The sequence below is a fragment of the Thermaerobacillus caldiproteolyticus genome, from assembly GCF_013761245.1.
GTDB lineage: Bacteria > Bacillota > Bacilli > Bacillales > Anoxybacillaceae > Thermaerobacillus > Thermaerobacillus caldiproteolyticus.
The window spans coordinates 71820-96007 of the sequence record NZ_JACDUT010000001.1 but is presented as its reverse complement, the minus strand read 5'-3'; the positions used below and the strand labels follow the sequence as shown (position 1 = coordinate 96007).

Here is a 24188-nt window from a genome sequence, read left to right as displayed (position 1 = left end):
TAAAGATGAGACAATGTTTTCTTACCATTTGGGGTATGTTAGATCCGATTTATTATTTTTGTTCACGGCTTGAATACGTTGAGGACAAAACAAAAAATCGAGATATTTTTCGGGTTCGGCTGATGAAGTATAAAGGAAGGGACATAGTGCTTTCTGACGGTACGGAGATCAAAAAAAATGATCTTCTTTTAAAAATTCATTTGCATAACGTTCGTTTAATTAAAGAACTTATTCATTTGGATAGTGAAATTAAGAAGGGGAGACTCATCTACGAACAGGTAAAAAAAGGGTTACCGAACCTTACAGAATATTTACAACGTCATGAACAATTTGCCAATATTAAGGGGATTGTAGGAATTACGATTTTAAATAAAGGTTGCGAGCGTTTGGGATTTGAAACATTTTTCATTATTAATTCTTTTTATAGATGGTATAAACAAATGACGTTTGCTCCTATGTATCTTATTTCTCAATTCCGTTTAGACGGCTTCAGGAGACCGCCAAAATATTTGTTTATGTCAAAAGATAAATTGATCAAATTATACGGTTGCCAATCTGATCAGTAATTCCCGCTTTCATCTCTCTTCCCGTTTACTATAATTGTCAAAAGGGAGGAGATATATATGTTTTTATTTGTTATGATTCTTTCATCTATGATTATTTTTTTATTTATAAGGCAAACCGCAATACGCATGAGGCGGTTGTACATAGATTAACCGTTGTCCATCATGTTTTATTCATATTCTCCATTTATCCGACCTCCATTCAGAAAACCTACGATTTCACCTCAATATTTATATGACAAATTACAGGATGAGAAAATCGATTTAATTGCCTTAACAGGAGATGTTCTTGAGCGAAAGAGAAGTATTCTAAAATTTGTTCCTTATTCAGAAGTTTTCTAAAAGTTGTAACCTGTCTATGGAGTGTATGCGGTATTGGAAAATCATGATTATATGCTTAGAAAAAAGAACTTCCAAATGTTAAAGGAGACGCTTGAGAAATATGGATGTATCCCCCTTCGAAACAAAACATAAACGATTCATCATATTAAGAGGGAAACGGTTACTATCATCGGTGTGGGTGGTTTCAGTACAAAACGAAGCGATTTGCAAAAGGCATATGGAAAGGTAAAAAACGGTTTAAACCTTGTTTTAACTCATGGTCCGAACATTGTTCTTCATATGAAAGACCATCATTTTGACTATCTATGTCCAGTCATTTTCATGGTGGACAAATTCATTGGCCGAAGCTATATGATTTTGTAAAGATGGGCAAACTAGTGTGTTTGAATACAATGGTTACCACGAAACAGACGGGAAGCCATTTTACATAGTGAAGGGCTAGGACAGACAGATGTAAATATTCGTGCTGGAAGTACACCTGAGATTACCATTCATGCTCTGGCACTTACATCTATTTCTAAACAGAAAAACAAGTGATTTAAGCGAAAAGCTCCTAAATGGAGCTTTATTTTTTATCGCGTGTGCCTGCTAAGACGTTATCTGCTAGTTGGTAAAAGTCCAACTCGTCGATTTCATGTCTTATACGATAAAAGCTATGGCCCTGATATTCTGGCGGAAGAATGGCATAGAGTAAAAGTGAACAGCGGGAGTTGCGGAGTGGACGAGGAACCAATTGAATACATTGTCCACCACTATGGGGGAGAGAAACTTTCTCAATGAATTATATCTTGAACGGTGGTGAAGGCAGGAAAGGCCTTCCCAAGTAGTCAGCTTTATTCTTGTTGAGGGTATCGACATAAAGAGATGAAAGATTTAAAATTAAGAAAGTAGATATCCCCATCGTACGAGACAGGTCATAACCGAGATGTGAACGCAAGCAAAAATATCCTTCAAGACTTCGGTAGTTAGCAGAAGCTAACTCAACTGCTGGAACGGCAGAGATCGCCTGGTTATCTTCGCTTCATAGAAGTAAGTGGCGGGAGTGTTCAATTATTAAATGTAGTTTGCATGAAGGAGGTGCGGTGAATGGAAGTCAGTAAAGTAGTCGTGTTCCAAGTCGATAATGAACAATATGCGGTTCCCGTTGAAAACGTTATTTCCATAGAAAAAATGAGCTCACCGACGGTTATTCCGCAGATGCCTGATTACATGGTTGGAGTAGTGAGGATTCGCGGGGAATTAGTTCCTGTATTAGATACAATGAAAATTTTGTACCGCCGTCCATATGTAGAAACAGAAAAAACGAGATTAATTGTCGTCGTTACCGAAGACATTTCCGTTGCTTTAATCGTGGATGACGCGAAAGAAATTATCGACATCTCGCCAGAATCGATCAAACAAGTGAATATGCTCGCTTACCGACAAACATCGTATTTTATCGGAGTCGCAAGTCTTCCAGAACGGCTGATCACACTCATTGACCCGAACCAACTTTTCGAAAGTTTAGAAGGCGCAAAAACGATTAAAGAGCACATGCAAAACCACCAGTAAAGGTGGTTTTTTTCTTGGAATCCGAAGAATTTAGAAACAAGATTCGATTATTTTGAATATACAATGAGCGTGTGAGGCAAGCATTGATATAACGATGCACATTGTTGTGGAAAAATGGGCATTCCGCAAACAAGCCGTGATTCGTTTGAATTGCTTGACAAAAATAATATCATCACGGAATTCGTTATGGTAAAGATGAAGGCAATGGCCGGTTTTTGCAATATTGCCGTTCATGATTATCAAACGATCAATTTGGATCTTGTTCGAATGATAATGGAAAAGCATTTAGATGATTTCCAAGAGTGAAGGTTAAATTGATTCACGAACGACAATAAGGAGCTGCATATCCAGTGATTCACACGTCTCTACTTTCGTAAAAATGATAACGAATAAACATTAATTATAAGAAAAAATGTAATAGGCTTTTTACATTTAGTGATTTCGCCTATACATTTAAAAATAAAATACATATCCTAGATAGCGGAAAGGGAATCAGAGGGGGAGATGAGAAATTTTTAAAGGCATTTTTCTTACCCCAATGCAAATCTCTTCACCATCATATGTGGCGCTTTAAAAAGGCGGCACAGCATCTGCCTAAAAAATATGTTTTTAAATCAGAGGGAGGAATAAAAAATGGAGAGACAACAATACGGAACATATCCAGGCTATGGAGGTTATTATCCGTCTCACCATCACTACCCATATCATCATCATTATCCACATTATCCGCATTATCCATATCACCATCATTATCCACACTATCCGCATTATCCGCACTACCCATATGGTCATTATAGAGAATATTGATAAGCATATTAGGGGGCATGACGTGGTGAGTACAAGAGGAGATTTTTAAGGCGAAAGAGTCCTGTTTCGGGACTCTTTTTTTACTTTGGCGCTTCTTGATATATCAACGAGTTGCTATGAGCGAAGAGAAACGACATCATGATGATGATGAGGTAGCAGCTCATTCGAACAAGAGAGGGCATTTTAACACTAGATCGTCGATTTTCCAAGAATGAGTTCAGCAATGTCCAGTATTAGCCTAACTTTGACAAAATGCGATCACAGCACTTGATATTCTCAAATGTACTATGGTATGTTCTTTCATGAACAAACAAAATATCAAAGTATAGAAAGGGACGTTTGATAATGGCAAAACAACAAATTGGCGTGATTGGGTTAGCTGTCATGGGAAAAAACCTCGCGTTAAATATTGAAAGCAGAGGGTATTCCGTTGCGGTGTATAACCGTTCGCCTGAAAAGACAGATGAATTTTTAAAAGAAGCGGAAGGAAAAAATATTGTCGGTACATACAGCATTGAAGAGTTTGTCAATGCACTTGAGAAGCCGCGGAAAATTTTATTAATGGTAAAAGCAGGAGCGCCGACGGATGCGACGATTGAACAGCTGAAACCGTATTTGGAAAAAGGTGATATTTTAATTGACGGTGGAAATACGTATTTCAAAGATACACAGCGCCGTAATAAAGAACTAGCGGAGCTAGGCATTCACTTTATCGGTACGGGCGTTTCCGGCGGTGAAGAAGGCGCATTAAAGGGTCCGTCCATCATGCCTGGCGGTCAAAAAGAAGCGCATGAGTTAGTACGTCCGATTTTTGAAGCGATTGCAGCAAAAGTGGATGGCGAGCCTTGCACAACGTACATCGGTCCGGATGGTGCGGGACATTATGTGAAAATGGTGCATAATGGTATTGAATACGGAGATATGCAGTTAATCGCTGAGGCGTATTTCTTGTTAAAACATGTGCTTGGTTTAGGAGCACAAGAGCTTCATGAAATTTTTGCTGATTGGAATCAAGGAGAACTCAATAGCTATTTAATTGAAATTACGGCCGATATTTTTACAAAAATCGATGAGGAAACAGGAAAACCGCTTGTCGATGTCATTTTAGATAAAGCTGGTCAAAAAGGAACAGGAAAATGGACAAGCCAAAATGCGCTTGATTTAGGGGTACCGCTACCAATTATTACAGAATCGGTATTTGCGCGCTTTATTTCGGCGATGAAAGAAGAGCGTGTCAAGGCAAGCCAACTTCTTTCTGGTCCGCGAGTGAAGCCGTTTGAAGGCGATCGTGCGCACTTTATTGAAGCAGTGAGACGTGCGCTTTATATGAGTAAGATTTGTTCGTATGCCCAAGGATTTGCACAAATGAAAGCTGCTTCTGATGAGTATAACTGGAACTTACAATACGGCAATATCGCGATGATTTTCCGCGGCGGTTGCATCATCCGCGCGCAATTTTTACAAAAAATTAAAGAAGCGTACGACCGCGATCCAGAGCTTCCGAATTTATTGTTAGACCCTTACTTCAAAGACATTGTCGAAAACTATCAAGAAGCGTTGCGCGAAATTGTCGCCATTGCGGTAACGCGCGGCATTCCAGTTCCGGCGTTTTCAAGCGCTCTTGCTTATTACGACAGCTACCGGATGGAAACATTGCCGGCGAATTTAATTCAGGCGCAGCGCGACTACTTCGGTGCGCACACCTATGAACGCGTCGATAAAGAGGGCATCTTCCATACGGAGTGGTTGGAGAAATAATGAAAATCCCCTTATTGCACTATGCAATAAGGGGACTTTTTGTTTATAAGAATCTAATTCGTCTTACGAAAACAGAATAAAAGATAGATAGGATGGCAATGAGCATCTTACTGCACATTCTCCAACAACAACACTCGCGCTGGAGCAGCGTCCGTGCCAACGAGTTTTAACGGAGCTGCCACCATGAAGTATTGCCCTTCTGGAACGTCTTTGAGACGTAATCCTTCGATAACGATGACGTTGGCTGCGAACAATGTTTTATGGGTTGGATGTCCCGGTTGATTTCGTTCCACGCCTAATGCGTCAATGCCGACACCGCGCACCTTTTTCTCAGCAAGATACCGCGCCGCATCTTCGGCAACATAAATGAACTCGAAATTGAACGCATCTTCAAGGGAGTTTTTCGTTTTGAATAACACAAAATCTTGTTCTTGAATATCAAGGTTAGCGATGTTTTCTTTCGTAATTTTATCGTTTACATGAGTGAGATCGAACACTTTGCATGCTCCGACAAGATTTTCAAGGGGAATTGTTTCAAATGTTTCCCCGCCTTTTACCATATGAAGAGGGGCATCGATATGCGTTCCTGTATGTACGTCCATATCGATGCGGGATTCTGTTACATAGTCATTAGTAACAGTGGCTAATCTCGGTTGTTTTTCCGGCTTGTTTTTATATACTGGCATTCCTTCAAAAATCGGCGCGGTTACATCATATAGTTTCATTTTCGCTTACCCCTTTCGCCTTTTACTCATGATAGTGGATTGGCCACCAATGGAAGCCGTCTTTATGCAACAGTTCGTCAGCCGCTTTTGGCCCCATCGAGCCGGCTTCATAGTTCGGGAAGTCGACAGCTTTTGTGTTTTCCCATACTTCGGAAATCGGGTCGACAAAGCTCCAAGAAGCTGCGACTTCATCCCAATGCGTGAAATTCGTTGCATCGCCGCGCATGCAATCATACAATAGTTTTTCATACGCTTCCGGAGTGTTGATGCCGTCGATGCAGTTGTTGCAGTAGTCGAGCTTGATAGGTGATGCTTTCATATTTTCGCCGCTTTTTTTCCCGTTTAAATGAAGCGTGATGCCTTCGTCCGGTTGAATGTGGATGACGAGCAAGTTTGGCTGAATGGTCTCGCTTGTCCGATAATACAAATTCATCGGTACATCCTTAAATTGGACGACAATTTTCGTTGACTTTTCCGTCATTCGTTTGCCGGTACGAATGTAAAATGGCACACCGGCCCAGCGGAAATTGTCGATCATCAGTTTCCCGGCGACGAACGTTTCTGTGTTCGAATTTGGATCGACATTATTTTCTTCGCGATAGCTGATCACTTCATTTCCTTTTACAATTCCTCTTCCATATTGACCGCGCACAAAATATTGATCGACTTCATCATGAGAAATCGGACGAAGCGCGCGAAGCACTTTCACTTTTTCGCTGCGAATGTCGTCAGTCGTCAATTTAATTGGCGGTTCCATCGCAAGAAGTGCCACCATTTGCAGCATATGGTTTTGTACCATATCGCGCAGCGCTCCTGAATGGTCATAGTAGCGTCCTCGATCTTCGACTCCGAGTGTTTCGCTTGATGTAATTTGGATATTTGAAATGAACCGGTTGTTCCACAGCGGTTCGAAAATCGCATTGGCAAAGCGAATAACTTCGATGTTTTGCACCATTTCTTTGCCGAGATAGTGGTCGATACGGAAAATCTCGCTTTCGGAAAACGCTTGACGAATTTCTGTGTTGAGCTGTTGTGCACTTTTTAAATCATGACCGAACGGTTTTTCGATGACAAGACGTTTCCAACCGTTTGTTGCGGTTAGTCCTTCCGATTTTAAACGGGAGGTAATCGTCCCGAAAAATTCTGGTGCCATCGCTAAGTAGAAAATGCGATTACCAGGGATGTTGTATGTCTTGTCTAAACGTTCAAGCAATGCTTTTAATTCTTGATAAGAAGCGGTGTCTGTCACGTCAAAAGGATGATAATAAAAATGAGAAATAAAGTGTTGGTCGCTCAATTCCTGCTTGGTAGAATCTTCGACCGATTGTTGGACATAATTCCGAAACTCATCATGGGATAGCGGGCGACGTGCTACTCCGACAACCGCAAACTCTTCAGACAATTTTCCTTTTTCGTATAGTCGATAAATGGAAGGAAATAGCTTGCGTTTCGCTAAATCTCCGGTAGCGCCAAAGATAACGATCAATGACTTCGGATTCATGTTGTTCACGATATGTACCTCGCTTCAGCTAAATTTATCTCTTCAAGTATTTAATTGTAGAGATTTCTGATGCTGAACGCAAACATTTTAGCACTAAATTGCAAAAGGATGTTGAAATTGTTCTATAAACATTGGTACGCTAACAACAGAAAAAACGGATAAGGAGTGGACGCGTTGGAATTGTTGTTTTTAGGAACGGGCGCAGGAGTGCCGGCAAAAGAGCGAAACGTGTCAGCGATTGCGTTGCAACTGCTTGAGGAGCGAGGAGCAACGTGGCTATTTGACTGTGGAGAAGCGACACAACATCAAATTCTGCATACATCGATTCGTCCGAGACGAATTGAAAACATTTTTATTACTCATCTTCATGGAGATCATATTTTTGGATTGCCTGGTTTGCTTGGAAGCCGCTCGTTTCAAGGGGGAGATACGCCGCTAGTGGTCTATGGCCCAAAAGGAATTCAATCGTTCATCGAAACAGCGTTAACGGTGAGTTCAACGCACATAAAATATAAATTGCATGTGGTGGAAATCGATGAAGGAGTTATTTTTGAAGACGAGCGGTTTATGGTCATTGCTAAGCGATTGGATCACGGGATGCTTTCGTATGGATTTCGCGTCGTCGAAAAAGATTTGCCGGGTACGCTTTTGGTTGACAAGCTACAGCAACTAGGCATTCGTCCTGGACCAATTTACCAACAAATTAAGCTCGGTAAGACGGTGGAGCTTGATGATGGAACGGTAATCGATGGACGTGACTTCGTTGGTCCGCCGCAAAAGGGGAGAATTGTCACTATTCTGGGCGATACGCGTTATTGCGAAGCGAGTATTGAACTAGCACAAGAAGCGGATGTTCTCATTCATGAGGCGACGTTTGGCGCAAGGGATGGAGAGTTAGCGTACGACTACTATCATTCCACGACAGTCCAAGCGGCAGAAGTGGCGAAGCGTGCCGGAGCGAAAAAATTGATTTTGACGCATATTAGCTCGCGTTATCAAGGAGCGATGTGCGATGAATTGCTCAATGAAGCGAAAGCAATTTTTCCAAACGTAGAACTGGCACGCGATTTTGCTTCGTTTTCCGTGCCTCGAAAAAAATAGAGCTGCCGATTGTTCGGCAGCTTTTTCAATAAAGATACTGTCTAGCTAGGCAGCTATCCTCTCACAATACTTCAGTTTTACTGCGGACTTTGTTCGTCCGTTCCCAGATCCTTCAGTGTGCGTTCGAGGATAGACGCCCCCGCTTTTTTTCATTACCAGCCGCGTTCATATTGTACAGGTGCTTTAATCTCGACTCCGAGCTCTTTTGCAGCAGTGCGTGGCCAGTACGGGTTGCGCAACAATTCGCGTCCGATAAAGATTAAATCAGCACGCTCGTTACGAAGGATCTCTTCTGCTTGCAATCCAGAAGTAATGAGACCGACCGCACCTGTGGCGATGTCAGCGCCATGGCGAATAGCTTCCGCAAACGGAACTTGATAGCCCGGATAGACGTTGATTTTTGCCGGGACCACAGCACCTGAGCTAACGTCGATTAAGTCTACGCCTTGCGCTTTCATCCGTTTTGCGTACTCAACATAGTCTTTTACCGTTAATCCTTCTGGATGATAATCGGAAGCCGATACGCGAACAAAGAGAGGACCATCCCATACTTCGCGTACCGCGTCAATGACTTCGCTTAAAAAGCGATAGCGGTTTTCAGCAGTGCCGCCATATTCATCTTGTCGCTGGTTCGTTAGCGGAGATAAAAATTCGTTAATTAAATAACCGTGCGCAGCGTGGATTTCGATGATATCAAATCCCGCTTCTTTTGCGCGGCGTGCGCCGTTTTGGAATGCTTGAATCGTTTCTTCGATGTCTGATTTTGTCATTTCTTTTGGTATGCGCATTCTTTCGTTAAAGGCAATCGCCGAAGGAGCGAGAATCTCCCCAGTGACCTCAGCTTTTCGACCGGCGTGAGCGAGTTGAATCGCGGTTTTAGCTCCATGCTCTTTCATGAGAGATACTAATTCTTGAAAACCGCTAATATGTTCATCGCTCCAAATCCCTAAATCGCGCGATGAGATTCTTCCTTGGGCGGTGACGGCCGTTGCTTCGACGACGATTAATCCAACTTGGCCGACTGCGCGCGTAGGATAATGAATTTTATGCCAATTTCCTACTTTACCATCTTCAGTTTCGCAAGAGTACATACACATCGGTGACATGACAATCCGGTTTTTTAATGTGACTCCTCGTATTGTGTACGGTGAAAAGAGCAAGGTTTCCATTGTTTTCCCTCCAATGTATATCGGTTTTTCAGTTTGAATGATAACACGTCTAATTGGAAAAGAAAAACAATTTGCACTATTGATGAGTTCGCTCACTGCAAAAGCTGATCTTTCAATCGAAAGGGATTTTAAGCGGTTTGATAAATCTTTTTTCAGTGAATCAAGTGTAGGGGCATTACGACATATGGTTGACGTACCATCTAGTGGCCAAGTCTTTCAAGAGCTCTAAATGTTCTAAAAAACTATGTGTTGCTCCGTCGATCACTTTTAATCGAGAATCTTTAGACAAATACTGCATCCCTCGTTGCGATCTTTCTAAAAGAAGTAATTCTTCTTCATCCTTTTTATTATTTCCGTGGATGATGAGCACAGGGCACGTCACACGTTGCAGTAATTCAGGCTGGCGAATGTCTTCGAAATCCCTCAACATTTGCTTGTCAACAACGATAGTATGTCTCCATGTTCCTGTTCTTTGTATCGTGATATATCCTTTTTCTTTCAGTTCCTTCATTTGTTCTTTCATAAAGTACTGCTCCCAATCATATTTCATTGCGTTCGTTAACGCTCCGGATAACACCATTGTTTTGATGTCAGATGTATAGCTTTTTAAACAGATGAGACTACCAAGACTATGACCATAAAGACCGATTGTTTGATAGCCTCTTGATTTGACAAATTGAATGGCACTTTTTAAATCATCCACTTCTTTTTCCAAGTTAAGCGGTCGTCATCGCTTTCGCCACAACCGCTAAAATCAAAGGTGAGTACAGAAAATCCAGCTTTGGTAAACGCGTTAGCTAATATGTTAAATCTTCCATTTGAATTTTTATCTGAGGTAAACCCGTGCGCCATGACAATGATGGAAGTGGAAGAGGATCGATAAAAATGACCGACTAATGTTTGATTTCTTGAGTTGAGGAAACAAACGCGCTCTATCGTTTTTGTTCACTTCCTTCCATCAGCATCGAAATGTTGTTGATTTGAAAATGAAAGATAATTAACAATCCATCGACGTTGTTTGTTTTAGCGTGATGAGGAAGCGCTGGTGCGGTTGATCGCTGTCGGAACAAGCGCTTTTCCTAATTCCGCCGATCGTTCGGTTGCACGCTTAATGCAGGCAATGACGGCTTCTTGATAATGATACTGTTCCAATACTTGAATGCCAGCTTCTGTTGTTCCCCCAGGGCTTGTTACTTCTTTGCGCAATACGGAAGGGGGTTTATTCGTTGTTTTTAACATTTGCGCCGCGCCGATGATCGTTTGTAAAATAAGCTCTTTAGCGATAGAACGATCAAGCCCGATTTCATTTGCTGCTTTTTCCATCGCCTCGACTAAATAGTACACATAGGCAGGTCCACTTCCGGAAAGCCCAGTGACAGCATGCAGGTCGTCTTCGGAAACGACGGTGACGATGCCGACGGTACGAAAAAGTGTTTCGGCGATTGCTAAATGTTCTTCATTTGCAAAGCGCCCTAATGCCAGTGCCGTAGCCGATTGACCGATCGTTGCCGATGTGTTTGGCATCGCCCGAACAATGGAGACTTTTTTTCCGATAAGGGACATGATCGTATCTGTAGATACTCCCGCTAACACGGAAATAACGAGATGATGTTCAGAAACGTCAGTGGCAATAGATACAATCCCTTCCATCGCATCTTTTGGTTTCATTGCCAAAATGATGATGTCAGCTGCTTTTAGTGCTTTTTCTTTATTTGTTTCAATTTGTACCCCATATGTCTCTTTCATGTATCGAAGTCGTTCCTGATTACAGCGATTCGTCACGATAATTTGTTCAGGCCGGTACAATGTTTTCGTCATCCCCGCAATTAGTGCTTCTGCCATTGAACCGGCACCAATAAAGGCGATCGTCGTTTCTTTTTTCATGGTGACTCCTCCTTGTTCATGTTCAAATAAAAAAGACCTTTCGTCCTAGAAAAGGACGGAAGGTCTTATATTTCCGCGGTACCACCTTTTTTGGCTTTAACGGTATGAGTTGACCGTCGAAAGCCCGTCTTTGACCGATAACGCCGGTTTCGCGTTTAGGTTTTCCTAACAGCTCATGGGATAGGTTCAACCATCAAGAGGGTAATGAAACCTTCCAGCCTATGGGTTTCACTCTCTGATACCATTCATGGTTTACTGGTCCCACTCATCGCCAATTTGCAATCTTTAGTTTGTTTGCAATTATGCACTGAAAAAGGTAGTGTTGTCAATAGAAAGTTTCTTGATTTTCGCTGATTTTTCACGAATTATTCGAAAAAAATGACAAATGAAAGAAATCGGTGTAAACTGTAAAATACATATCGAAAAAAATGTTATTACGATATAATGCTAAAAGGAGAATCGACAAATGGAAAATGAAGATATTTATCGTTTCGTTGTCCCGACACCATTTTCGGTCGGGAATGTGAACATGTATCTCATTAAAGGAGACAGTTTGACGCTTGTCGATGCCGGTGTGAAAACGGAAGAGGCGTGGCAATCATTCAAGAAACAATTGCATGAGCTCGGATATGAGCCGTCCGATATTGATCAAGTCATTGTAACGCACCATCATCCTGACCATGTCGGATTGCTCGATTATTTGCCTGAGGGAGTACCTGTGATTGGTCATGAAAAAGCGGATCGCTGGATTCGGCAAGATCCTGTCTTTTTTGATGAGCATCAGCGGTTTTTTGAGCAATTTTTTCTTGAATGTGGCGTGGAGCGTGCGTTTTTGGAAGAGATTCCGAATTGGCGCCGTTCTCTTCGCTATTCGTGCCGTCGTTCGCTGTCAGGAACGGTGAAAGAAGGAGATTCGCTTCCGGGACTGACGCATTGGAAAGTAATTGAAACGCCCGGCCATGCGCAAAGTCATATTGTGTTTTATCGAGAAACGGACGGATTGATGCTTGGTGGCGATCATTTGCTGCTGCATATTTCGCCCAATCCGATGTTAGAGCCGCCTTTCGAAGGGGAAGCGGAGCGGCCGAAGCCATTATTACAGTACAATGCTTCGTTACTCAAAATGCGCAATTACGAGATTACAAGGGTAATGACTGGCCACGGGGAAGATGTACAAGATGTGAATTCACTCATTGAGAAACGGCTGGCGAAGCAACGAGAGCGCGCTGAACATGTGTTAGACATGCTAAAACAAGAGCCGCTCACCCCATTTCAAGTATGCCAACGACTTTTTCCAACCGCCTATGAACAAGAATTTATGTTAACGATGTCAGAAACAATTGGACAGCTTGATTATTTGGAGGACGTTGGGGCGGTCATAAAACAGAAAATCCAAAACCAATATGTATACGAGGCGGTGGAGGGATCGCATTGAGGCTAGAAGGGAAGCATATTGTCATTACCGGAGCGTCCAGCGGAATCGGGGAGCAAATTGCGTATGAGGTTGCCCGGCAAAAAGCGATTCCGATTTTGGTGGCGAGAAACAAAGAAAAGTTGGCAAATATGGCCAAACAGATTGAAACAGCATATCATGTTTCTTGCCGTTATTATTGCTTGGATGTGAGCGATATGGCGGCGGTGGAAACGGTGTTTCAGCAAATTTTTAACGATATTAAAACGATCGATGTGTTAGTGAACAATGCTGGGTTTGGCGTGTTTAGAAACGTGGAAGAAATTGATTTGCAAGAGATGAAAGACATGTTTGAAGTCAATGTGTTCGGTTTAATTGCGTGTACGAAAATGGTGTACCCGCATATGATCAAACGAGGAAGCGGACATATTATCAACATCGCTTCACAAGCGGGAAAAATCGCGACACCAAAGTCAAGCGTGTATTCCGCTACTAAACATGCGGTGCTTGGATTTACGAACAGTCTGCGCATGGAAGCTGCACAACATGGAGTGTTTGTCACCACTGTAAATCCCGGGCCGATTCAAACCAACTTTTTTACGATTGCTGATGCGTCAGGAGATTATGTCAAAAACGTCGAAAGATGGATGCTTTCTCCTGAACATGTGGCTCGACGCGTCGTTGAAGTAATGATGACACCGACTCGTGAAGTGAATATGCCTATCTGGATGAATCTCGGCAGCAAAATGTACCAACTGTTTCCAACACTGGTTGAAAGGCTTGGCAAAAACGCCTTCTTCAAAAAATAAATCTCCTTGCGCACGGCAAGGAGATTTATTTTGTAAGATAATCATAAACGACATCGTGAACGATCTCATATAAATCTAGATTGGGCTGTTTTTGTTTTTCTAACATAATAGTCTGACAGAATTCGTACCATTCCGAGTTCGTAAGTGGAAAGGTCTCGATGTCATGACCATAATGAAGAAAACAGTTACGAATCAGTTTTTTGAGCCATTTTTCGTCCAAATGGTCCACTTCCTACTGTTGTAATGGGTTTGCGCGAACGACCGATTGAAAATTTCCTTTATGCAAGCCGTCACAGAACGGCATGTTTTGTGACAAACCACATCGGCATAAAGAAAATGTTTCTTTTGTTTCAAATTTATTGCCTTCTGCGTCGATTAATTCAACGTCACCTGTCACGTGAAATGAACCGTTGTCATTGACTTTAATTTGTACTTTCGCCATGTACATTGTCCTCCTTTATTCACTTATTCATTTTTGATAGTATAAATGGTGCGTATGTGAAATTCAATAAGCCATGACAAAATACGAAATAAAAGGGAGTAGACATCAACGTGAACATTGCATTTACAGATAAGGCAATCGAAAAACTGAAACCGATTTTAACAAGTACGAATAAACAGTTAAAATTAAAGTATGATACAGATGGTTGCGGATGCGTTGTCAGCGGGGTGACGGCGCTGTGGTTAGTCAAGCAAGCCGATGCAGACGATGTTGTCGTTGAGACGAATTACGTTCCGGTTTTGCTTGAAAAATCGCGCCTCGTATTTTTCGACGATGAAATGACGATCGATGTCGTTGAAGGAGCGGGATGCTTTCAGTTAAAAAGCCCAAGCCAAATTCTCAATCCGCGCATGTCGTTAGTAGAAATGAGTGAAAGCAATGAGTGATAAATTAAAACAAGTTGCCAATATTGCCAAACAGAAAACATGGGTATCGTTTTTGTACGGAAACGATCCATACAGTTTGCTTCATTGGTCGATTGCCGGCATATACCAAGAGCCAAAAGATGTATGGCTCTTGCAAGATGAGATGACATTTGAAACTAAAGAGTTTGCTACTCTTGATGAAGCGATTGAATGGATGGAAAAAAATATGAAAAACATTACGGAAATTCTATGATAAAACCGTAACCATTTTGGTTACGGTTTTTGTACATAAGGGTATTAAAAATTTCCTCTCTTCCTTGGATTGATCTACTTTTTTAAGGTACAGCTCAAACACTTGAACGGTCTGTTCTTCCTATATTCCTCGCACTCATATACTTTCTTTGGCGGCTCAAGCAAAATTTCCGCTGGACTTTGCATCATGCTCTCATTTCTCTTGACTATATACTAAGAGTTTGAAAATTATGTTATAATTAACTGCGGTATATTCGGAACATTATGTTGTTAAATTTTTGTAAGCGAATTCAAAATTGGTTATTTTATTCTTCTTTCACGTTAGGCATCGTTCGCATAATTGTCGCTTCCTGTTCATCCATTTGCTGTCCGCGCTCAAGACAAACTGTTTTGAATGATTTGTATTAAAGCTTCGATCTAAAAAATTTCTTTTCTAGGATAATAAATTTAATTAAAATGTTTAAAAACTTGGTTTCTTTTTTTTAGTTTTCTGACTATAATAATGAATGAGAACATTTTTTCATATTTAAATGAAATTTTGAAATATCATAATGAGATTGAACAAATATAACAGGGTGAAACTATGGAAAACAATAAATTATCACAAATCATTGAGGCGGCCAAGTTATATTACCAGCTTGATTACAATCAGCAGGACATTGCTAAAAAGTTGGGGATTTCTCGTCCCACAGTGTCCCGGTTGCTTCAGCAGGCAAAAAAGATGGGGATTGTCAAAATTGAAATTATAGATCCATCGGAAACGATGGAGGAATTGGCAGAACAATTGAAAGAAAAATATCAGCTAAAAAAGGCTTTTGTCGCTGCTGCATCACAAAATGAAGACGCGGCCGTTAAAACAGCGATAGGAAAACGAACGGCCGATTTTTTACATGAAATCGTAAGCGACGGTGACATCATCGGCGTGACGTGGGGGAGAACCCTTTACAATGTTGCGCTGGAATTAAAACATAAACCGGTCAAAGATGTCAAAGTGGTCCAATTAAAAGGAGGAGTAAGTCACTCCAAGATCAATACATATGTTTCGGAAATTGTTTATTTATTTGGGAAAGCGTTTGATACCATTCCACATCAACTACCTTTACCGGCCATTGTCGATCATGTGGCGGTCAAAAAAGCGATCGAAGCAGATCGACATATCCAAAAGTTGTTGGAATTAGGGAAAAGATCTAATATCGCCCTTTTTACAGTTGGAAGTGTGGACTTTAACTCTTTGCTGTTTCAATTAGGATATTTTAGTGATGAAGAATTGGAAATGCTGTCGAGGGAAGCGATAGGAGATATTTGTTCCCGATTTTTTGATAAAGATGGAAAAATTGTGAGTGAAAGTTTAAATAATCGAACAATTGGAATTGATTTAAGTGAATTGCAAAAGAAAGAGCATTCCATTCTTGTTGCTGGAGGAAAAAACAAAATTAAAGCGATTAAAGGAGCATTAAAAGGAAAATACGCCAATATTCTGATTACGGATCAATACACAGCCAGAGCATTGCTAGATGAAAAACATCAACTTGTATAATTGGACAAAATCACCCGTACTTAGTTTGTGCGGGTGGTTTATTTTTTAATGGGTATGCTGAGCGTTAGTTCTGAAAATACCGTTTCGAACATCACCAGATCGGTCGAAGTTCCAATTTCTTTCTTAGTGTCCGTTTTCGATTGGCCTGCCTTATCAAAATTTGAATGAAATTTTGATAAATTAATTAAGAAAAATAGTTTATTTTTTGACGGAATTAGAAAAATTAATGAAATCGTTTTACTTTTTTTCAAAAATATATTCACATTTGTTCAAACACCTGATATAGTTATGGTGAACGCGATCGCGAATAAATCAAAAAAGGCTGGCAGCGACATGCAAAAGGTTTACTGATCCAGTGATCTGTTTGAAAGCGTTGTCACCGTTTCGTTTGGAGGGAAATGACATCATGAGATTTTTGTTTTTTGCCACTGGTTTGCTTCTTGTATTTATTTTGTCTTATCTTGTAAGTAATGACAAAAAGAATATTCGTTATCGGGCAATTTTATCTATGCTCGCCGTTCAAATCATTCTTACGTTTATATTGCTGAATACGAAAGCAGGTATTTTAATCATTAGTTTTATTTCAAAAATGTTTAATAAACTCATCGAGTTAGGCATAGACGGCGTGAACTTTGTTTTTGGTGGTTTGGAAAATAAAGGATCGTCCACGTTTTTCCTTAATGTTTTATTGCCTATTATTTTTATCTCGATCCTTATTGGAATATTGAATTACTTAAAAATATTGCCTCTTATTATTAAATACGTCGGTATGGCATTAAGCAAATTGAACGGAATGGGGAAATTGGAAAACTATATTGCTCTTTCATCCGCCGTATTAGGACAGTCGGAAGTTTTTTTGACAACCAAAAAACAAATCGGACTAGTCTCGAAAAAGCGTCTTTATACTTTATGTACTTCTGCCATGAGTGCGGTTAGCATTGCCATCGTTGGTTCGTATATGACGATGCTTGAGCCAAAATATGTTGTCATTGCCATCATGCTGAATATCCTTTCTGCTTTAATCGTTGCTAATATTGTGAATCCTTACGAAGTCACGGATGAAGAAGATCTATTAATCGTAGAAGAAGATCATAAAATGAGCTTTTTCCAAATGATCGGCGAAAGCGTAATGGATGGATTGAAAGTCGCTGTGATTGTAGCGGCGATGTTAATAGGATTTATCGCTTTAATTAACCTTATTGATTATTTATTCACGATCATTTTCCATATTTCGTTCCAGACGATATTAGGATACATCTTTGCACCAATTGCCTTTTTAATGGGGATTCCTTGGGACGAAGCAGTCAAAGCAGGCAGCATTATGGCGACAAAATTAGTGACCAATGAATTTGTTGCGATGTTGAATTTTAAAGATATCGCTGGAACATTATCCGAGAAAACTGTTGGAATTGTATCTGTATTTCTTGTGAGTTTTGCTAATTTTAGCTCCATCGGGATTATCACAGGCTCCGTCAAAGCTCTTGATACAAAACAGGGAGATGTCGTAGCCAAATTCGGTATGAAACTTTTATATGGTTCAACACTCGCTTCGATGTTATCGGCAACGATTATGGGATTATTTTTATAAAACCGGTTTGTTTGTATCCTGCCATATTCGAGTTCGTTCGGCATGGAAGTTTTATATTTACACATTCATCTAATGGGAGGCACCTCTTTATGCGAATGGTCGATTTAATTGAAAAAAAACGCGATGGGAAAGAACTAACAAAAGAAGAAATAGATTTTATGATAAAAGGTTACACTGATGGTACCATCCCTGATTATCAAATGTCCGCCTTCGCGATGGCCGTATTTTTCAATGGAATGACACCTGATGAAATCGCGAACTTAACGATGGCAATGGTCGAATCCGGAGATCAGGTCGACTTGTCGGCCATAGAGGGAATAAAAGTGGATAAACACAGCACTGGAGGAGTAGGGGACACCACTACTTTAGTGTTGGCACCGTTAGTGGCATCATTGGGGGTTCCCGTTGCCAAAATGTCCGGACGCGGTCTTGGCCATACGGGAGGAACATTAGATAAACTTGAATCTATTCCTGGTTTTCATATTGAAATTAGCGAGCAAGAATTTTTTGATTTAGTCAATAAAAATAAAGTTGCAGTAATTGGACAGACAGGCAATTTGACTCCTGCGGATAAAAAACTATACGGATTACGGGATGTTACCGCTACCGTCAATTCCATTCCTCTTATCGCAAGTTCGATCATGAGCAAAAAAATTGCTGCAGGCGCTGATGCGATTGTGCTGGATGTTAAGGTAGGAAGCGGAGCATTTATGAAAGATCTAGATTCCGCACGAAAATTGGCGAAAACAATGGTGGAAATCGGAAATAATGTGAATAGAAAGACAATGGCTGTTATATCCAATATGGACCAGCCTCTCGGATATGCGGTCGGCAACGCTCTAGAAGTAAAAGAAGCGATCGACACATTAAAAGGGCAAGGACCTGAAGACCTGTACGATCTATGTTTAACATTGGGCAGTCAAATGGTTGTATTGGCTAATAAAGCAAAAACGATTGATGAAGCAAGACAAATGCTAGAAGAATCCATTCGAAGCGGAAAAGCGCTCGAAAAATTTAAAACTTTTGTAGCAGCTCAAGGGGGCGACTCATCTGTTATTGATGATCCATCCAAATTGCCGTCTGCAAAATTCACGTTCGAAGTACCGGCAAAAGAAGACGGTTATGTTTCAAAAATTGTTGCAGAAAGTATTGGAACAGCCGCTATGCTTTTAGGAGCAGGAAGAGCCACAAAAGAATCAACGATTGATTTAAGCGTCGGTCTCGTGCTGCGGAAAAAAATCGGTGATAAAGTGGAAAAAGGCGAATCACTTGTAACTATTCACAGCAATACTGAATCAGTCGATGAAATCGTGAACCGGATTTATCACGCTTATACGATATCAAAAGAATTTGTAAAACCTGCTACGCTTATATATGACGAAATAACCGAATAAAAGACAAGGAGTTGACATAAATTGTTAAGAGAAAAAGCGAGAATGATTGATCACACTCTTTTAAAACCGGAAGCTACAAAAGAACAAATTGTAAAGCTTGCCGAAGAAGCCAAGGCCTATCATTTTGCTTCTGTTTGCGTTAATCCAACATGGGTTAAAACCGCTTATGAGATATTAAAAGATACGGATGTGAAAGTGTGTACGGTCATTGGTTTCCCTCTTGGGGCAACGACACCGGAAGTAAAAGCCTTTGAAACAAAAAATGCGATTGAGAATGGCGCGAGCGAAGTTGATATGGTTATTAATATCGGAGCGCTAAAAAGCGGGAATGATGAATTAGTCGAAAAGGATATTCGTGCCGTAGTAGAAGCTGCTAAAGGAAAGGCTTTGGTCAAAGTCATTATTGAAGCATGCCTTCTTACTGATGAAGAAAAAGTTCGTGCTTGTCAGTTAGCAGTGAAAGCTGGTGCAGATTTTGTCAAAACTTCGACAGGTTTTTCAACAGGAGGGGCTACTGTCGAAGATGTTGCATTAATGAGAAAGACAGTTGGACCAAACTTTGGCGTTAAAGCTTCTGGCGGAATTAGAACCGCAGATGATTTGTTGGCAATGGAGAAAGCAGGGGCCAACCGTATCGGGGCAAGCGCAGGTGTTCAAATTATAAATGGGGAAACAAGCACATCCAGCTATTAAAATTATTCATTGAGTGAGCAAATGGAAGCAGAATCATGATTGAAATGACAACTTCAAACAGAAGGGTCGGAACGAAATGGATAAAAATCAATTAATCAATGAAGCACTTTCCGGAAGAGAAAAAGCTTATGTTCCTTATTCCCGCTTTCAGGTAGGAGCAGCTATTTTAACAAAAGAAGGAAAAATTTATAAAGGGTGCAACATAGAAAATGCTTCTTATGGACTAACCAACTGCGCTGAACGCACTGCCATTTTTAAGGCCGTATCAGAAGGACAAAAAAAATTCGCCATGATGGCTATCGTTGCTGATACTGATGGTCCGGTATCTCCATGCGGAGCCTGCCGGCAGGTGATCGCGGAATTTTGTGACCCTGATATGCCCATCATTTTAGCTAATCTGAAGGGGAACATTCAAGAAACAACCGTTAAGGAATTACTTCCATTTGCCTTTTCATCCAAAGATATATAAGAAAAAACTGGACTGACCTACTTTTTTGCAATCAAACACCTAAGCTGCCTGTTTCCTGATTTTTACAGGAGACGGGCAGTTTCATTTTTGCTGAATTCGCATTGGATGATCATCATGAAAATCGCCTTGTACCGTTTGTTTTACAATAGAGTTAATGAGATTTTACTTTTCTTGTGAATCGAATCATGAAATGCTTCGATGTTCCCATAAGAAAAACACCTCCAAACATTGATTTAGCTATACGTTCGATTCTGGAGGTGTTTTTCCTAGTTTCATTTTATGGGGCATTTCACCTTATTGAGGAGAGTTTTGTCTTTTCGTAGGATGGGCCGCTTTTTCCAATTCTTCTTTTGCGATGACCGGATTGACTGTATCGGCATTCGGTTTGCCTTTTTGTCCGCGATTTTTCGCCATAATGCTTAATCTCCTTTACATATTTGGATTTTTGCTATTATCATGAAGAAAAAATCATGTTTTTATTCATGGAGGGAATATCGTTGCAAAAACGTAAACAACAACCCGAAATGCAAAATAACGATAAAATGACATTAATGGATCACTTAAACGCTGATTTGTTTGCACAGCTCAAGGCGAAAAAGAAAGAGTTAGAAGCAGAACAACAGCGGAAAAAAGAAGAGGAAGAAGCGCGTAAACGCGAAGAGAAGCGGCGGCGCGAGGAACAAAAAACGTTTGAAGAGCTATTCAATGAAAGCAACTTAGATTGGCGGAAGTTTAAATAATCGAGATAGCCGCTGAATAAACAGCGGCTTGATCTATTTTTATCGATGCAGTTCATAAATAGAAGATTTCGTATGTTGTTTTAACCATTCGTATTCTTCGGCTGTTAAGCTTGGAGAAGAAGCGGCCTCAACATTTTCAGCTAATTGCTCTACGCTGCTTGCGCCCGGAATCACTGCAGCGACAACCGGGTCGTATAAGCAAAATTGCAGTGCTGTCGCTGTAAACGAGCGGTTTTTGGCAGCTCGTTCTTTTAATGTTGGAAGAAGCGTCTTTAACTCCTCATATGTATAGTCAAGATAGCCGTTTTCTTTGATTGGATTGCTTGCGGCTTCTAACGGTCGTTCGGTAAGTAATCCTTTAGCGACAGGACCGCGGGCGATCACGCTAATTTGATGTTCGCGCAAAAGCGGAAACAACTCTTCCGGACGGCGGTCTAAAAGGCTATATTGCATCATGACGCTGACGATATTGGAACGTTTTACATATTCGCGAATAACATTGGGGCGAATGGAAGAAATACCGTAATAGCGAATGACTCCTTCTTGTTTTAACTCCTCAAATGCTTCAATCGTTTCATCAATCGGATCATCGATCGTTCCGCCGTGCAGCTGGTATAAATCAATGTAATCGGTTTGCAGGCGGCGTAAGCTTTCTTTGACTTCCTTTTTAATGTACGCTTTCGACGGGTCCCAAAACCAGCCATCTTTTCCTTCTTCCCAACGATTTCCAACCTTTGTAGCAACGATGACTTGGTCGCGCTTTCCTTTGATTGCCTTGCCGACAAATTCCTCGTTCAAGCCGCGGTCGTAAAGGTCAGCGGTGTCTAGATAGTTAATGCCGCGTTCTAGTGCCTCATGAATGATGCGAATCGCTTTGTTTTCTTCTGTTCCGAGTGACATGCAGCCGAGCCCGATTTCGCTGACATATAAATCGGACGAACCGATGCGCCGTTTCTTCATTATTTTTTCCTCCTTGAAAAAAGTGTTTTTTAAAAACTAAGAAAGGATAAATTTTAAAGGATAACTACTAGAGCAAGCGCCTAGATCTCTTGTGCCAAATAACTTTCCTTCTTCAAATCTGCGGGGGAAGAAGCATTTGCCCATGGAGGGAGCCAGGATGGCGGCATTTCGCTGGTTGCTCACAAGACATGGGCAGTTTTTAGGCGGAATTAGGGCGCTTTTGCTTTTCTTAATTTTACAACGAAATGTAAAATTGTCTCAAACAATGTAGTACAATAAAGAGGAATTAATGTAGATGGGAGAGAGATGAATGGAACATTTAATCGAAAAAACGTTAGCGAAAGAAAAGATTTTTAGCGGCAAAGTCATTGAAGTGTATGTCGAGGATGTGCAGTTGCCGAACGGAAAAACGAGCAAGCGGGAAGTTGTGAAGCATCCGGGGGCGGTGGCGGTCATTCCTGTAACGAATGAAGGAAAAGTCGTGCTTGTGCGCCAATATCGAAAAGCGATGGAGCGCGTATTAGTTGAAATTCCAGCGGGAAAATTAGAAAAAGGGGAAGAACCGCTGGCGACCGCACATCGAGAACTAGAGGAAGAAACAGGATATCGATGCGGCCCAATGCGTCATGTTGTTTCGTTTTATACCTCACCAGGTTTTGCTGATGAATTGATCCATTTGTATGTAGCGGAACAGTTAACGAAAGTCGAGAACGCGGCATCGCTGGATGAAGACGAATTTGTTGATGTATTAGAAGTGACGTTAGAGGAGGCATTGGCATTGCTAGAGAGACAGGAGATTTATGACGCAAAAACCGCCTATGCACTGCAATATTTACAACTGCAACGAGCGTTAGGAGCAAAGCATGAATAACTATTATGTTGATTTACATATTCATATTGGTCGCACCGCTTCAGGCAGACCAGTAAAAATTACGGGAGCGAAAACATTGACACTTGCAAATATTTTACGGGAAGCTTCCGAAGTAAAAGGATTGGATGTCATCGGCGTCATCGACTGTCATGTGCCGGAAGTTCTGGATGAGTTGGAGCATGTAATGGCGGCCCAAGGATGGACAGAGCATCGGGAGGGAGGCGTTTTCGCTGACAATGTGACGCTCATATTGGGAAGCGAAATCGAAGTATATGATGAGCATTGTCAAGGACCGATTCACGCGCTTGCGTTTTTGCCTACCATAGAGGCGATGCGCGCTTTTTCCGCATGGCTGCATAAGCGTGTCAAAAATATTTCGCTCAGTTCGCAACGAATGTACGGGACAGGACGCGAGCTGCAAGCGATAGTGAAGCAATTGGGTGGGTTATTTGTGCCGGCCCACGCCTTTACGCCGTTTAAAAGCCTATATGGAAAAGGTGTGAAGAAAAGCCTAACCGAAGTGTTTGACGCCGACTTCATCGATGCGATTGAATTAGGATTAAGTGCTGATACCGCGATGGCTGACCAAATTGCCGAATTGCATCGCTATCCGTATTTATCTAATTCAGATGCTCATTCGCTTCGCAAAATGGCGCGGGAATATCAAGTGATGCGCATGGATGCTCCGACGTTTATGGAGCTAAAAAAAGCACTACAATACGAGAATGGACGCGCGATCATCGCAAATTACGGATTGAACCCGCGACTTGGAAAATATCATCGAACCACGTGTGAAAATTGTTTTTATCCAGTTCAGCCAAATGATGAGCGCTGTCCGGCATGCGGACATCACAAACAAATTAAGGGAGTGTTTGACCGCCTGCAAGAGCTTAAAACGAGCGATAGAGCCCCGCGCAGGCCTCCTTATATTTATCAAGTACCGCTTGAGTTTATTCCGGGACTTGGGACGAAAACGTATAAAAAATTGCTCGCCCACTTCGGCATGGAAATGTATGTATTGCACAAGGCATCAGAGGAGGAGCTAACAGAAGTCGTCGGAGAAAAGATTGCGAAACTCATTGTTCTTGCGCGGCGCGGCGAGCTCTTGATTCATGCGGGCGGCGGCGGAAAATATGGAAAAATCGCTTCTGAATAAGGAGCGATTTTTTTGTTTATGTCACCACTATCATCACTCA

The 24188-nt window shown here is 41.3% G+C and carries 25 protein-coding genes, 2 pseudogenes and 1 other annotated feature; of the genes and pseudogenes, 19 read left to right on the top strand and 8 right to left on the bottom strand.

What is annotated here, in order from left to right; translation table 11 throughout:
• Nucleotides 1-5: 5 nt before the first annotated feature.
• The 6 genes and pseudogenes from HNR31_RS00525 (at nt 6) to gndA (ending at nt 5021) form a co-directional block, all read left to right on the top strand.
• Entirely contained in the window at nt 6-566 is a 561-nt protein-coding gene (locus tag HNR31_RS00525) for a YkoP family protein (RefSeq protein ID WP_181554845.1), read from the top strand.
• A 53-nt stretch (nt 567-619) separates the two neighbouring features.
• A pseudogene (locus HNR31_RS18475) lies at nt 620-1442 on the top strand (metallophosphoesterase).
• 549 nt (nt 1443-1991) lie between these two features.
• Nucleotides 1992-2456, top strand: coding sequence for a chemotaxis protein CheW (locus tag HNR31_RS00520; RefSeq protein ID WP_181554306.1), 465 nt, complete (start codon nt 1992-1994; stop codon nt 2454-2456).
• 46 nt (nt 2457-2502) lie between these two features.
• Nucleotides 2503-2762 (top strand): annotated as a pseudogene (gene hepT / locus HNR31_RS00515) (type VII toxin-antitoxin system HepT family RNase toxin).
• A gap of 327 nt (nt 2763-3089) precedes the next feature.
• Nucleotides 3090-3263 (top strand): hypothetical protein, encoded by a 174-nt coding sequence (locus HNR31_RS00510; protein ID WP_181554305.1) that lies wholly within the window; start codon nt 3090-3092, stop codon nt 3261-3263.
• 345 nt (nt 3264-3608) lie between these two features.
• Entirely contained in the window at nt 3609-5021 is a 1413-nt protein-coding gene (gndA, locus tag HNR31_RS00505; protein ID WP_181554304.1) for an NADP-dependent phosphogluconate dehydrogenase, read from the top strand.
• A 107-nt stretch (nt 5022-5128) separates the two neighbouring features.
• On the opposite strand, the gene HNR31_RS00500 is transcribed toward gndA, so the two are convergent.
• A complete protein-coding gene (locus HNR31_RS00500) occupies nt 5129-5746 on the bottom strand; it encodes a cyclase family protein (RefSeq protein ID WP_181554303.1) in 618 nt (205 codons plus the stop codon).
• Between the two features lie 22 nt (nt 5747-5768).
• Nucleotides 5769-7247 (bottom strand): glucose-6-phosphate dehydrogenase, encoded by a 1479-nt coding sequence (zwf, locus tag HNR31_RS00495; RefSeq protein ID WP_220129368.1) that lies wholly within the window; start codon nt 7245-7247, stop codon nt 5769-5771.
• A gap of 174 nt (nt 7248-7421) precedes the next feature.
• Between zwf and rnz the strand changes: the two genes are divergently transcribed.
• Nucleotides 7422-8348 (top strand): ribonuclease Z, encoded by a 927-nt coding sequence (gene rnz / locus HNR31_RS00490; protein ID WP_181554301.1) that lies wholly within the window; start codon nt 7422-7424, stop codon nt 8346-8348.
• Nucleotides 8349-8500: 152 nt separating this feature from the next.
• On the opposite strand, the gene namA is transcribed toward rnz, so the two are convergent.
• The 3 genes from namA to proI all read right to left on the bottom strand — a co-directional run bounded on the left by namA (nt 8501) and on the right by proI (nt 11401).
• Nucleotides 8501-9517, bottom strand: coding sequence for an NADPH dehydrogenase NamA (gene namA / locus HNR31_RS00485; RefSeq protein WP_181554300.1), 1017 nt, complete (start codon nt 9515-9517; stop codon nt 8501-8503).
• 175 nt (nt 9518-9692) lie between these two features.
• Nucleotides 9693-10232, bottom strand: coding sequence for an alpha/beta hydrolase family protein (locus HNR31_RS00480; RefSeq protein ID WP_181554299.1), 540 nt, complete (start codon nt 10230-10232; stop codon nt 9693-9695).
• Nucleotides 10233-10540: 308 nt separating this feature from the next.
• The gene (gene proI / locus HNR31_RS00475) at nt 10541-11401 is read right to left on the bottom strand and encodes a pyrroline-5-carboxylate reductase ProI (RefSeq protein ID WP_181554298.1); all 861 of its coding nucleotides are present in this window, start codon (nt 11399-11401) and stop codon (nt 10541-10543) included.
• A gap of 48 nt (nt 11402-11449) precedes the next feature.
• Nucleotides 11450-11679 (bottom strand) — a binding site (T-box leader).
• Nucleotides 11680-11867: 188 nt separating this feature from the next.
• Here proI and HNR31_RS00470 point away from each other — a divergent pair.
• Together HNR31_RS00470 and HNR31_RS00465 are read left to right on the top strand one after the other, a co-directional pair.
• Nucleotides 11868-12836 carry an MBL fold metallo-hydrolase gene (locus HNR31_RS00470; RefSeq protein ID WP_181554297.1) on the top strand — a complete coding sequence of 323 codons (969 nt, stop codon included), beginning with the start codon at nt 11868-11870 and terminating at the stop codon, nt 12834-12836.
• Nucleotides 12827-13621 (top strand): SDR family NAD(P)-dependent oxidoreductase, encoded by a 795-nt coding sequence (locus tag HNR31_RS00465; RefSeq protein ID WP_309505598.1) that lies wholly within the window; start codon nt 12827-12829, stop codon nt 13619-13621. The genes HNR31_RS00470 and HNR31_RS00465 overlap by 10 nt, the downstream gene beginning before the upstream one ends.
• A gap of 25 nt (nt 13622-13646) precedes the next feature.
• Here the strand turns inward: HNR31_RS00465 and HNR31_RS00460 are convergent, their stop codons facing one another.
• Nucleotides 13647-13850, bottom strand: coding sequence for a YqzH family protein (locus tag HNR31_RS00460; protein ID WP_228485529.1), 204 nt, complete (start codon nt 13848-13850; stop codon nt 13647-13649).
• A 3-nt stretch (nt 13851-13853) separates the two neighbouring features.
• The gene (locus HNR31_RS00455) at nt 13854-14063 is read right to left on the bottom strand and encodes a CDGSH iron-sulfur domain-containing protein (protein ID WP_181554294.1); all 210 of its coding nucleotides are present in this window, start codon (nt 14061-14063) and stop codon (nt 13854-13856) included.
• 110 nt (nt 14064-14173) lie between these two features.
• On the opposite strand from HNR31_RS00455, the gene HNR31_RS00450 reads away from it, so the two are divergent.
• The 8 genes from HNR31_RS00450 to HNR31_RS00415 all read left to right on the top strand — a co-directional run bounded on the left by HNR31_RS00450 (nt 14174) and on the right by HNR31_RS00415 (nt 21161).
• Nucleotides 14174-14509 carry an iron-sulfur cluster biosynthesis family protein gene (locus tag HNR31_RS00450; protein ID WP_181554293.1) on the top strand — a complete coding sequence of 112 codons (336 nt, stop codon included), beginning with the start codon at nt 14174-14176 and terminating at the stop codon, nt 14507-14509.
• A complete protein-coding gene (locus HNR31_RS00445; RefSeq protein ID WP_181554292.1) occupies nt 14502-14741 on the top strand; it encodes a DUF2552 family protein in 240 nt (79 codons plus the stop codon). Before HNR31_RS00450 ends, HNR31_RS00445 begins: the two co-directional genes overlap by 8 nt.
• Nucleotides 14742-15323: 582 nt before the next feature.
• Complete coding sequence (locus HNR31_RS00440) at nt 15324-16277, top strand: sugar-binding transcriptional regulator (RefSeq protein ID WP_181554291.1); 954 nt, start codon at nt 15324-15326, stop codon at nt 16275-16277.
• A 406-nt stretch (nt 16278-16683) separates the two neighbouring features.
• Entirely contained in the window at nt 16684-17865 is a 1182-nt protein-coding gene (locus HNR31_RS00435; protein WP_181554290.1) for a NupC/NupG family nucleoside CNT transporter, read from the top strand.
• Nucleotides 17866-17954: 89 nt separating this feature from the next.
• A complete protein-coding gene (locus HNR31_RS00430; RefSeq protein ID WP_181554289.1) occupies nt 17955-19259 on the top strand; it encodes a pyrimidine-nucleoside phosphorylase in 1305 nt (434 codons plus the stop codon).
• Nucleotides 19260-19301: 42 nt separating this feature from the next.
• Nucleotides 19302-19952, top strand: a complete 651-nt coding sequence (deoC, locus tag HNR31_RS00425; protein WP_181554844.1) for a deoxyribose-phosphate aldolase — start codon at nt 19302-19304, stop codon at nt 19950-19952.
• Between the two features lie 76 nt (nt 19953-20028).
• Nucleotides 20029-20421, top strand: coding sequence for a cytidine deaminase (locus HNR31_RS00420; protein ID WP_181554288.1), 393 nt, complete (start codon nt 20029-20031; stop codon nt 20419-20421).
• Nucleotides 20422-20945: 524 nt separating this feature from the next.
• Entirely contained in the window at nt 20946-21161 is a 216-nt protein-coding gene (locus tag HNR31_RS00415; RefSeq protein ID WP_228485722.1) for a YqkE family protein, read from the top strand.
• A gap of 39 nt (nt 21162-21200) precedes the next feature.
• Here the strand turns inward: HNR31_RS00415 and HNR31_RS00410 are convergent, their stop codons facing one another.
• Nucleotides 21201-22121 carry an aldo/keto reductase gene (locus HNR31_RS00410; RefSeq protein WP_181554287.1) on the bottom strand — a complete coding sequence of 307 codons (921 nt, stop codon included), beginning with the start codon at nt 22119-22121 and terminating at the stop codon, nt 21201-21203.
• A 310-nt stretch (nt 22122-22431) separates the two neighbouring features.
• On the opposite strand from HNR31_RS00410, the gene HNR31_RS00405 reads away from it, so the two are divergent.
• Nucleotides 22432-22992 (top strand): NUDIX domain-containing protein, encoded by a 561-nt coding sequence (locus HNR31_RS00405; RefSeq protein ID WP_181554286.1) that lies wholly within the window; start codon nt 22432-22434, stop codon nt 22990-22992.
• Nucleotides 22985-24148 carry an endonuclease Q family protein gene (locus HNR31_RS00400; protein WP_181554285.1) on the top strand — a complete coding sequence of 388 codons (1164 nt, stop codon included), beginning with the start codon at nt 22985-22987 and terminating at the stop codon, nt 24146-24148. The genes HNR31_RS00405 and HNR31_RS00400 overlap by 8 nt, the downstream gene beginning before the upstream one ends.
• Nucleotides 24149-24188 lie beyond the last annotated feature (40 nt).

What these genes read in the sequence shown, in the direction of transcription:
- HNR31_RS00445 (WP_181554292.1), top strand. Translation starts at nt 14,502, where the DNA reads ATGAGTGATAAATTAAAACAAGTTGCCAATATTGCCAAACAGAAAACA.
- HNR31_RS00520 (WP_181554306.1), top strand. Translation starts at nt 1,992, where the DNA reads ATGGAAGTCAGTAAAGTAGTCGTGTTCCAAGTCGATAATGAACAATAT.
- HNR31_RS00500 (WP_181554303.1), bottom strand. Translation starts at nt 5,746, where the DNA reads ATGAAACTATATGATGTAACCGCGCCGATTTTTGAAGGAATGCCAGTA.
- HNR31_RS00455 (WP_181554294.1), bottom strand. Translation starts at nt 14,063, where the DNA reads ATGGCGAAAGTACAAATTAAAGTCAATGACAACGGTTCATTTCACGTG.
- zwf (WP_220129368.1), bottom strand. Translation starts at nt 7,247, where the DNA reads ATGAATCCGAAGTCATTGATCGTTATCTTTGGCGCTACCGGAGATTTA.
- HNR31_RS00410 (WP_181554287.1), bottom strand. Translation starts at nt 22,121, where the DNA reads ATGAAGAAACGGCGCATCGGTTCGTCCGATTTATATGTCAGCGAAATC.
- gndA (WP_181554304.1), top strand. Translation starts at nt 3,609, where the DNA reads ATGGCAAAACAACAAATTGGCGTGATTGGGTTAGCTGTCATGGGAAAA.
- namA (WP_181554300.1), bottom strand. Translation starts at nt 9,517, where the DNA reads ATGGAAACCTTGCTCTTTTCACCGTACACAATACGAGGAGTCACATTA.
- HNR31_RS00400 (WP_181554285.1), top strand. Translation starts at nt 22,985, where the DNA reads ATGAATAACTATTATGTTGATTTACATATTCATATTGGTCGCACCGCT.
- HNR31_RS00415 (WP_228485722.1), top strand. Translation starts at nt 20,946, where the DNA reads ATGCAAAATAACGATAAAATGACATTAATGGATCACTTAAACGCTGAT.
- HNR31_RS00430 (WP_181554289.1), top strand. Translation starts at nt 17,955, where the DNA reads ATGCGAATGGTCGATTTAATTGAAAAAAAACGCGATGGGAAAGAACTA.
- HNR31_RS00510 (WP_181554305.1), top strand. Translation starts at nt 3,090, where the DNA reads ATGGAGAGACAACAATACGGAACATATCCAGGCTATGGAGGTTATTAT.
- HNR31_RS00405 (WP_181554286.1), top strand. Translation starts at nt 22,432, where the DNA reads ATGGAACATTTAATCGAAAAAACGTTAGCGAAAGAAAAGATTTTTAGC.
- HNR31_RS00420 (WP_181554288.1), top strand. Translation starts at nt 20,029, where the DNA reads ATGGATAAAAATCAATTAATCAATGAAGCACTTTCCGGAAGAGAAAAA.
- HNR31_RS00440 (WP_181554291.1), top strand. Translation starts at nt 15,324, where the DNA reads ATGGAAAACAATAAATTATCACAAATCATTGAGGCGGCCAAGTTATAT.
- HNR31_RS00525 (WP_181554845.1), top strand. Translation starts at nt 6, where the DNA reads ATGAGACAATGTTTTCTTACCATTTGGGGTATGTTAGATCCGATTTAT.
- deoC (WP_181554844.1), top strand. Translation starts at nt 19,302, where the DNA reads ATGATTGATCACACTCTTTTAAAACCGGAAGCTACAAAAGAACAAATT.
- HNR31_RS00470 (WP_181554297.1), top strand. Translation starts at nt 11,868, where the DNA reads ATGGAAAATGAAGATATTTATCGTTTCGTTGTCCCGACACCATTTTCG.
- HNR31_RS00435 (WP_181554290.1), top strand. Translation starts at nt 16,684, where the DNA reads ATGAGATTTTTGTTTTTTGCCACTGGTTTGCTTCTTGTATTTATTTTG.
- proI (WP_181554298.1), bottom strand. Translation starts at nt 11,401, where the DNA reads ATGAAAAAAGAAACGACGATCGCCTTTATTGGTGCCGGTTCAATGGCA.